The 6,771-nt window shown below is 72.6% G+C and carries 8 protein-coding genes, 1 tRNA gene and 1 pseudogene; 4 read left to right on the top strand and 6 right to left on the bottom strand.

Going from position 1 to position 6,771, the window contains the following annotated elements; genetic code table 11:
- The 3 genes from AB0C29_RS26815 to AB0C29_RS26805 form a co-directional block, all read right to left on the bottom strand.
- Positions 1–695 (bottom strand): phosphotransferase (locus AB0C29_RS26815; protein WP_360825436.1); only part of this gene is annotated, 695 nt, incomplete at its 3' end.
- Positions 692–997, bottom strand: a complete 306-nt coding sequence (locus tag AB0C29_RS26810; RefSeq protein WP_212988961.1) for a hypothetical protein — start codon at positions 995–997, stop codon at positions 692–694. The genes AB0C29_RS26815 and AB0C29_RS26810, both read right to left, overlap by 4 nt.
- Positions 998–1,075: 78 nt before the next feature.
- The gene (locus AB0C29_RS26805) at positions 1,076–2,029 is read right to left on the bottom strand and encodes a helix-turn-helix domain-containing protein (protein ID WP_360825433.1); all 954 of its coding nucleotides are present in this window, start codon (positions 2,027–2,029) and stop codon (positions 1,076–1,078) included.
- Between the two features lie 146 nt (positions 2,030–2,175).
- On the opposite strand from AB0C29_RS26805, the gene AB0C29_RS26800 reads away from it, so the two are divergent.
- Positions 2,176–2,307, top strand: coding sequence for a hypothetical protein (locus AB0C29_RS26800; RefSeq protein WP_360825430.1), 132 nt, complete (start codon positions 2,176–2,178; stop codon positions 2,305–2,307).
- Between the two features lie 76 nt (positions 2,308–2,383).
- Here AB0C29_RS26800 and AB0C29_RS26795 read toward each other — a convergent pair whose 3' ends face one another.
- Positions 2,384–3,145 carry a hypothetical protein gene (locus AB0C29_RS26795; RefSeq protein ID WP_360825427.1) on the bottom strand — a complete coding sequence of 254 codons (762 nt, stop codon included), beginning with the start codon at positions 3,143–3,145 and terminating at the stop codon, positions 2,384–2,386.
- Between the two features lie 204 nt (positions 3,146–3,349).
- Between AB0C29_RS26795 and zwf the strand changes: the two genes are divergently transcribed.
- Positions 3,350–4,741, top strand: a complete 1,392-nt coding sequence (gene zwf, locus AB0C29_RS26790; RefSeq protein WP_360825424.1) for a glucose-6-phosphate dehydrogenase — start codon at positions 3,350–3,352, stop codon at positions 4,739–4,741.
- On the opposite strand, the gene AB0C29_RS26785 is transcribed toward zwf, so the two are convergent.
- Positions 4,730–5,350 (bottom strand): LysE family translocator, encoded by a 621-nt coding sequence (locus AB0C29_RS26785; protein ID WP_360825421.1) that lies wholly within the window; start codon positions 5,348–5,350, stop codon positions 4,730–4,732. The genes zwf and AB0C29_RS26785 overlap by 12 nt on opposite strands.
- 3 nt (positions 5,351–5,353) lie before the next feature.
- Positions 5,354–6,100 carry a metallophosphoesterase gene (locus tag AB0C29_RS26780; protein WP_360825418.1) on the bottom strand — a complete coding sequence of 249 codons (747 nt, stop codon included), beginning with the start codon at positions 6,098–6,100 and terminating at the stop codon, positions 5,354–5,356.
- A 161-nt stretch (positions 6,101–6,261) separates the two neighbouring features.
- Here AB0C29_RS26780 and AB0C29_RS26775 point away from each other — a divergent pair.
- Positions 6,262–6,335: transfer RNA gene (locus AB0C29_RS26775), tRNA-Cys, on the top strand.
- 37 nt (positions 6,336–6,372) lie between these two features.
- Positions 6,373–6,771 (top strand): annotated as a pseudogene (locus AB0C29_RS26770) (hypothetical protein); the annotation flags it as partial.

Raw genomic sequence — 6,771 nt, 5'->3', positions numbered from 1 at the left:
GCCTGCTCGGCGGCGAGCAGCACCGGCTCCGGCGTGGCCCGCACGCACCAGCAGGTCGGGAAGCCGATCCGCAGGTACGCGAGCTCGTTGATCCCGGCACCGGCGGCGGCCCCTTCGAGGTCGACGAAGCGGATGCCACCGGCGGTCGTGATCTCGTTGCCGGGGCAGGGATCGCCGTGCAGCAGCGCCGCGGTTCCGGCTGCCCGCAGGCGCTCGAGCAGGGCCGCCAGCTCGTCGTCGGCGCCGGCCGGGACAGTCACTCCCAGCGCGCCGGCCAGGTCGAGGAACGCCCGGACATCGCGCGGCGCGGGCCCGGTGTCGGCGGGCAGGTCGCCGGGGCTGAGGGCGTGCAGGCGGGCGAGGGCGGTGGCGTACCGGATCGCCCAGGGCTCGCCGTCGGGCACTTCGGTGAGGTGTTCGAGCACCAGCACCCGCCGCTGCGGGTCGGCGGCGAGCACCTCGGGCACGACGGCCGGGCGGGTGGCCCCGGCCAGGCGCAGGGCGGTCAGCTCCCGGTCGAAACGGCGGGCCGCGTCGGCGCCTCCGACGATCTGCTTGACCACTGCGGGCGTACCGGCGAACTCAGCTCGCCAGACCCGCGACCGCGGGCTGCTGGCGATGGTCCGCACCCGGCGCGGCCGGCCCAGCCGGTCGCGCAGCGCGGGCCCGAGCGGCAGGGCCCGCCGGAAGATCACTCGGCGATCATCCGGATGATCGCGTTGCCGCCGAGCATGAGCACGTCGGCGCCGGCCACCAGGGCCATGGCCAGGTGCATCCGGCGGCTGGTCAGCTCGGGGTCGGAGCCGGTCAGCCCGAGCCCGGCGATGACCAGGGCGAGCAGCACCAGCGGGATGCCGAAGATGAGCAGCACCCCGACCGAGCCGGGGGTCCGGCCCTGCACGACGAGCAGCGTGAGCATCACCGCCGGCCCGATGCCGAAGAAGAGCACGGCGAGCCCGCCGTACCACCGCAGCGACCGCGTCGCGTCCGTCACCATGCACCTCCGATGCGGCGCTCATGGTATCGAGTGCCGATCATCGTCCCGGCCGCCACCACGGAGGCGCGGCGGGGCGGGTCAGTGGGTGCGGGTGCGGAACATCGACCGGTATGCCTGCGGCGTCGTGTCCAGCCGGTGTCCGAAGTGGTGCCGCAGCGTCGCGGCGCTGCCGAAGCCGGCCCGTACCGCGATCGTGTCGATGCCCAGGTCGGACTCCTCCAGCAGCCGCCGGGCCAGCAGCACCCGCTGGCCGGTGAGCCAGTCGTGCGGGGTCGCGCCGGTCTCGGCCCGGAACTTGCGGGCGAAGGTGCGCGGCGCCATGTGGGCCTCCGCGGCCAGGGTGTCCACCGTGTGCGGCTGGTCCAGGGTCTCCAGCACGTGGGTGAGCAGCGGCTGGAGGGTGTCGCATTCGATCGGCAGCACCGGCGTCACGATGAACTGGGCCTGGCCGCCGTCGCGGTGCGGTGGCACGACCATCCGGCGGGCGAGCTGCGTGGCCACCGCCGAGCCCTGCTCCTCGCGGATCAGGTGCAGTCCGCAGTCGACTGCCGAGGCGGTGCCGGCGCTGGTGATGACGTTGCCGTCGGCCACGTACAGCACGTCCGGGTCGACCTTGGCCAGCGGGAAACGGGCCGCCAGCGCGTCGGCGTGGCGCCAGTGGGTGGTGCAGCGGCGGTCGTCGAGCAACCCGGCCGCGCCGAGCGTGAACGCGCCGGTGCAGACGCTCATCACCCAGGCGCCGCGGGCGTGGGCACGGCGCAGCGCGTCGAGGACCACGGCCGGCGGCTCCCGGTCGTTGGTGCCGGGCACGACCGCGACCAGGTCGGCCTCGTCGGCCGGGCCCAGGTCGTGGGCGGGCGAGATGCTGAAACCGGCATGGGTACGGACCGGAGCGCCGTCGACGCTGCAGACGGCGAACTCGTAGCTCGGCAGTCCCTCGGCGGTGCGGTCGTAGCCGAAGAGCTCACAGAGCACTCCGAGCTCGAAGACGGCCACGTCGGGAAGGGCGATCACGGCGACACTGCGCAACATGCGACCAGCCTACGGCGTACTGGCAGGATTTTGAAGATGTATGGCATCTCTGCCACTGTCCGGGGCTTCGGCGCGGGTCCATGCTGGTAACAAGCAACCCGGTGCGCACCGGCCAACGAAACCGCCGGAACAAGGGTGTGACCGTCATGGGATTCGCCGTCCTTCTCTTCTTCATCGCCATCGCCATCGCCTCGGGAGCCGGGCTCACCTTCGACAGCCGGGACAGCGGCGACTGGAAGCCCACCGCCGACGGCGTGCGTACGCCGGACAGATTTTGACCTCGGGTGAAACACGGCACCGGCCCGTCCCGCGGATGACGTGCGGGACAGGCCGGTGCCGTTCGGTGCTCAGCGACTACTTCTTCTTGACTGCGCCCTGCTCCTCGGCAGCGCCGGCCTCTTCGCCGGCACCGGCCTCGTCCCCGGCACCGGCTTCCTCGCCGGCACCGGCGTCACCGGCGGCCTCGCCCGCGGCGGCCTTGGCGCCGGAGAGGTCCAGGCAGGCGACCAGCAGAGCAGCGCGGGCGTCCGTGACAGCGGCGTCGAGCTCCTCGGCACCGGCAGCGCCCTCTTCAGCGGCACCTTCCCCGGCAGCGCCCTCCTCCGCGGCGGCGCCCTTCTTCTTGCCCGCCGCCTTCTCGGCGCCCATGCCCTTGGCGTACTTCTTGGCCACGGCCTTCTTGGCCTTCTTGGACATCTCGGCCGGGGCAGCCTCGTCACCGGCGGCGCCCTCTTCCGCGCCTTCCTCGGCGGCGCCGGCGGCTTCTTCATCCGCGGCGGCCTGATCGATGGCGAACTGATCGCAGGCGGCCTCGAGCGCCTGCGCCGATGCGGCGGCCGCCTCGGCGGCACCGATCTCGTCCTCCGGCGCCAATGGTTCGCCGTCACAGACAACGGCGCCCGCGTTGATTTCCAATTTCTCGCAGCCCGCGATGTCGAAGTTCTGGCCGTCGACCACCACGATCTCCGACGCCTGCGCCTGCTCACCCGCCGAGGCGAGCTGCAGACCGGTGACACCGCCCACCACCAGCACACCAGCGATGACCGCGCCGCCGATCGCCTTACGGTTGACCCCGGTCCGGCCGGTCCCGATGCGTCGTCGCTGTCGCAGTCTCATCACCACTCCTCGTCGTCGGACATCAATGTCGTTCCGGCAGCAAGTACGCGAAGGCATAGCGATCGGGTTCAGATCTTCGGCGAATTCAACCGGTTCAAAATATCGGCGACTTTTTTCGGCACATCGTGCGCGCGCGTCCGGCGTCACACCCGCGGTACGCCCATCCGTGGTTAACCGGCCCCGCGAACGGTGAATGCTGGAGGCATGGCGACGAAGACCGTGTTCGTACTGTTCGGGGCCACCGGTGACCTGGCGAAGCGGATGGTGCTGCCCGCTTTCTACACCCTGGCCATCGAGGGGCTGCTGCCCGCCGACTGGGTGCTGGTGGGCAACGGGCGCGGCGACGTCGCCCACGAGGACTTCCGTCAGCACGTGCACGACGTGCTGGTCGAGTTCGGACCGCACCCGGACAAGGGCCCGTGGCGCGAGTTCGAGCAGCGGCTGCTGTTCGCCGGCGGCGGATTCTCCACCGACTCCCCCGGCAGCCTGCTCGACGTGATCGACGGCGCCCGCAAGAAGCTGGGCCCCAAGGCGGAGCTCGTGCACTACCTGGCCGTGCCGCCGCAGACCTTCCCCGAGCTGACCCGGGCGCTCGGGCAGCACGGCCTGGCCGAGGGCGCGCGGGTCGTCTACGAGAAGCCGTTCGGCACCTCGCCGGGCAACTTCCGGTCGCTCAACCGGATCGTGCACGGCGTGCTGGACGAGTCGCAGGTCTACCGGATCGACCACTTCCTGGGCAAGGAGGCGACGCAGAACCTGCACGTGCTGCGCTTCGCCAACGAGCTGTTCGCCGCGATGTGGAACCGCGAGCACATCGAGAGCGTGCAGATCGACGTCCCGGAGGACCTCGGGGTCGACGACCGGGCCGGCTTCTACGACGCGACCGGCGCGGTGCTCGACATGCTCGTCACCCACCTGTTCCAGGTCGCCGCCGAGGTCGCCATGGAGCCGCCGGCCAGCCTCGGCGCCGCCGACCTGCAGTCCGCCCGGGAACGGGTGATCCGCTCGTTCCGGCCGCTGGACCCGGCCGAGGTGGTGCTGGGCCAGTTCGACGGCTACCGGGCTGTCAAGGGCATCGACCCCAGGTCGAAGACGGACACCTTCGTCGCCGCGAAGCTGTGGATCGACAACGCGCGCTGGAAGGGGGTGCCGTTCCTGCTGCGCACCGGCAAGCGGATGGCCGCCAGCGAGCAGCGGGTCACCGTCGTGCTGCGGACCCCGGACCGGCCGCTGAAAGGGCTGCCGGCCCAGGCGAACGCGCTGACCTTCTCGCTGTCCGGCGACGGGCAGATCGAGCTGCGGCTGCTGGCCAAGAAGCCGGGCGTCGAGCTGCAGGTCGAGCCGGCCACGATCAAGCTGCCGCTGGCCGAGCTGCCGGACGCCGAGCCGCTGCCGCCGTACGTGCGGCTGATCCACGACGTGCTGCTCGGGGATCGGTCGCTGTTCACCCGGCCGGACGGGCTGTCGGCGGCGTGGCGGGCGGTGCAGCCGATCCTGGACGCGCCTCCCCGGCTGGCGAAGTACCCGCAGGGTTCGTGGGGCCCGGCGGCGGCCAAGAAGCTGGTGGCGCCGTACCGGTGGCTGTCAGGCCAGTGAGGCCGCCGAGCGGATGCCGAGCGCCACGAGGATCACGCCGCCGACCCGGTTGATCACCCGCCGGGCCCGGTCGGTGCGCAGCAGGCGGGCACCCGCCGACGAGACGAAGATCCAGGCACCGAGCCAGCCGACGACGAAGAGTGCGTGCGCGGTGACCAGGACGATCATGGGCGCCCACACCGGGCGCTCCGGCACCAGGAACTGGGGCGCGAGGGTCAGGTAGACGGCGGCGGCCTTCGGATTGAGCACGTTGCCCAGCAGCGCCTGGCCGTACGGGTGGCTCAGGCCGACCCGCCGCGGCCGGGGCGGTGGTTCCCGGCGGCGGAGCGTCGAGACGATCATCCACAGGCCGAGGCCGGCCAGATAGACCGCGCCGGCCGCCTGCACCAGCCGGAAGGCCTGCGCCGAGTGCAGCACCAGCGCGGCGAGCCCGGCCGCGGCGAGCAGGCCGTGCACGTACAGGCCGGTGACCGTGCCGGCGACGACCCACCAGCCGTGCCGCCGCCCGGAGATGGTGACCCCCGAGACGACCAGGGTCAGGCTGGTGCCCGGGCTCATGCTGATCGGGGCGACGACGGCGAGGAAGCCGAGCACCGCGGCGAGGCGCACGGCTCAGACCACGGCGCGGTAGTGGGTGGTCAGCCGGCCGGTGTCGTCGTGGACGTGGAAGGCCACGCCGGGCGGTTGACTGCGGGTCGCGAACGGGCCCGGGCCTTCCCAGGGCATCCGCAGCGTCGAGATGACCCCGGGCGCCACGAGCAGCGGCCGGCCCGCGAAGGTGCTCGCCGCCGCGGTGTGCGCGTGCCCGGTCAGCACGGCGACGACCTGCGGATGCGCCGCGATCAGGGCGGCCAGCGGCTCGGCGTCGAACAGGCGGATCGAGTCGGCCACCGGATGGTGCAGCTCGACCGGCGGATGATGGAAGGCGACGAAGACCGCCGTCCCCGCCGGGACGGTCGCGAGCTGCCCGGCGAGCCAGGCCATCGTGGTCCCGTCGAGCCGGCCTTCGTCGGCGCCCGGGATGCTGGAGTCGCACAGCAGGAAGACCGCGCCGGCCACGTCGTGCCGGCTGTTGATCGGGGCGGTGCCGCCCTCGGCGATCCCCAGCAGACCCTTGCGGTACGCGTCCCGCACGTCATGGTTACCGGGGCAGACCAGCACCGGCAGCGGCGAGGCGAACAGCTTGGCGGCGAGCCGGTACTCGTCCTCGCGGCCGTTGTCGGCGATGTCGCCGGTGATCAGGATGGCGTCCAGCGGCCCGGGCAGGGCGTTCAGGTGGTCCATGACGGCGGCGGTCCGGGCCGCCGACTCCGGGGTGTCGTCCAGGTGGGTGTCGCTGAGATGGGCGAGCACGAACATCGGCAGCTCCCTGCGGGCAGATGCGGCGACCGTCAGTCGCGCACGCTAGCAACGGCCTCGATCCCGGCGCCGCCCCTTTTCCCAGGAAAGCCGGTTCCCAGGAAAGCCGGTCCACGCGGGCGGACAGCGCGGTCCTGGTGCCGCTAGAGTCCTGCGGCGGCGGGCCGTAGCGCAGAGGTCGTCGCGCCGCACTGCACATGCGGAGGACGCCGGTTCGATTCCGGCCGGTCCGCCACCTCCGGCGGGGAGGTCCGGCGACGGGAGGGGTCGGCGTGGAGCGGCGACGGGAACGCCTGCGGTACCGGCGTGAGCTGAACCTGTGCGCGCCGCCCGCGATGATCGCCGCGGCCACCGAGCGGCGGCTCGCCGGTGACTGGCGGGGGGCCTGCGCGGCCGCACTCGTCGACGTGGATCTCGACCTGCGGGCGGTGGCGTCGTCCTACGGCGCCGGGCACGCCGAGCGGATCGAGGCCGAGCTGGCCGGTTTCGCCCCCGACCTGCTGCGCCGGTTCCTGCCCCGGTCGGAGGGCCGGCTGGTGCCGCAGGCCACGGTGGTGCTGTCGCGCTTCGACGAGCCGTGCCGCGGGACAGTCGTTCGCCAAAAACGACCTGCTGCCGGCCCTGCAGGCCGCCGGGCTCAGCACCAAGCTGCTGGTGCACGACTGGAACTA

It is taken from the genome of Actinoplanes sp. NPDC048791 (assembly GCF_040650095.1).
GTDB lineage: Bacteria > Actinomycetota > Actinomycetes > Mycobacteriales > Micromonosporaceae > Actinoplanes.
This window is presented reverse-complemented; position numbering and strand designations above follow the sequence as displayed.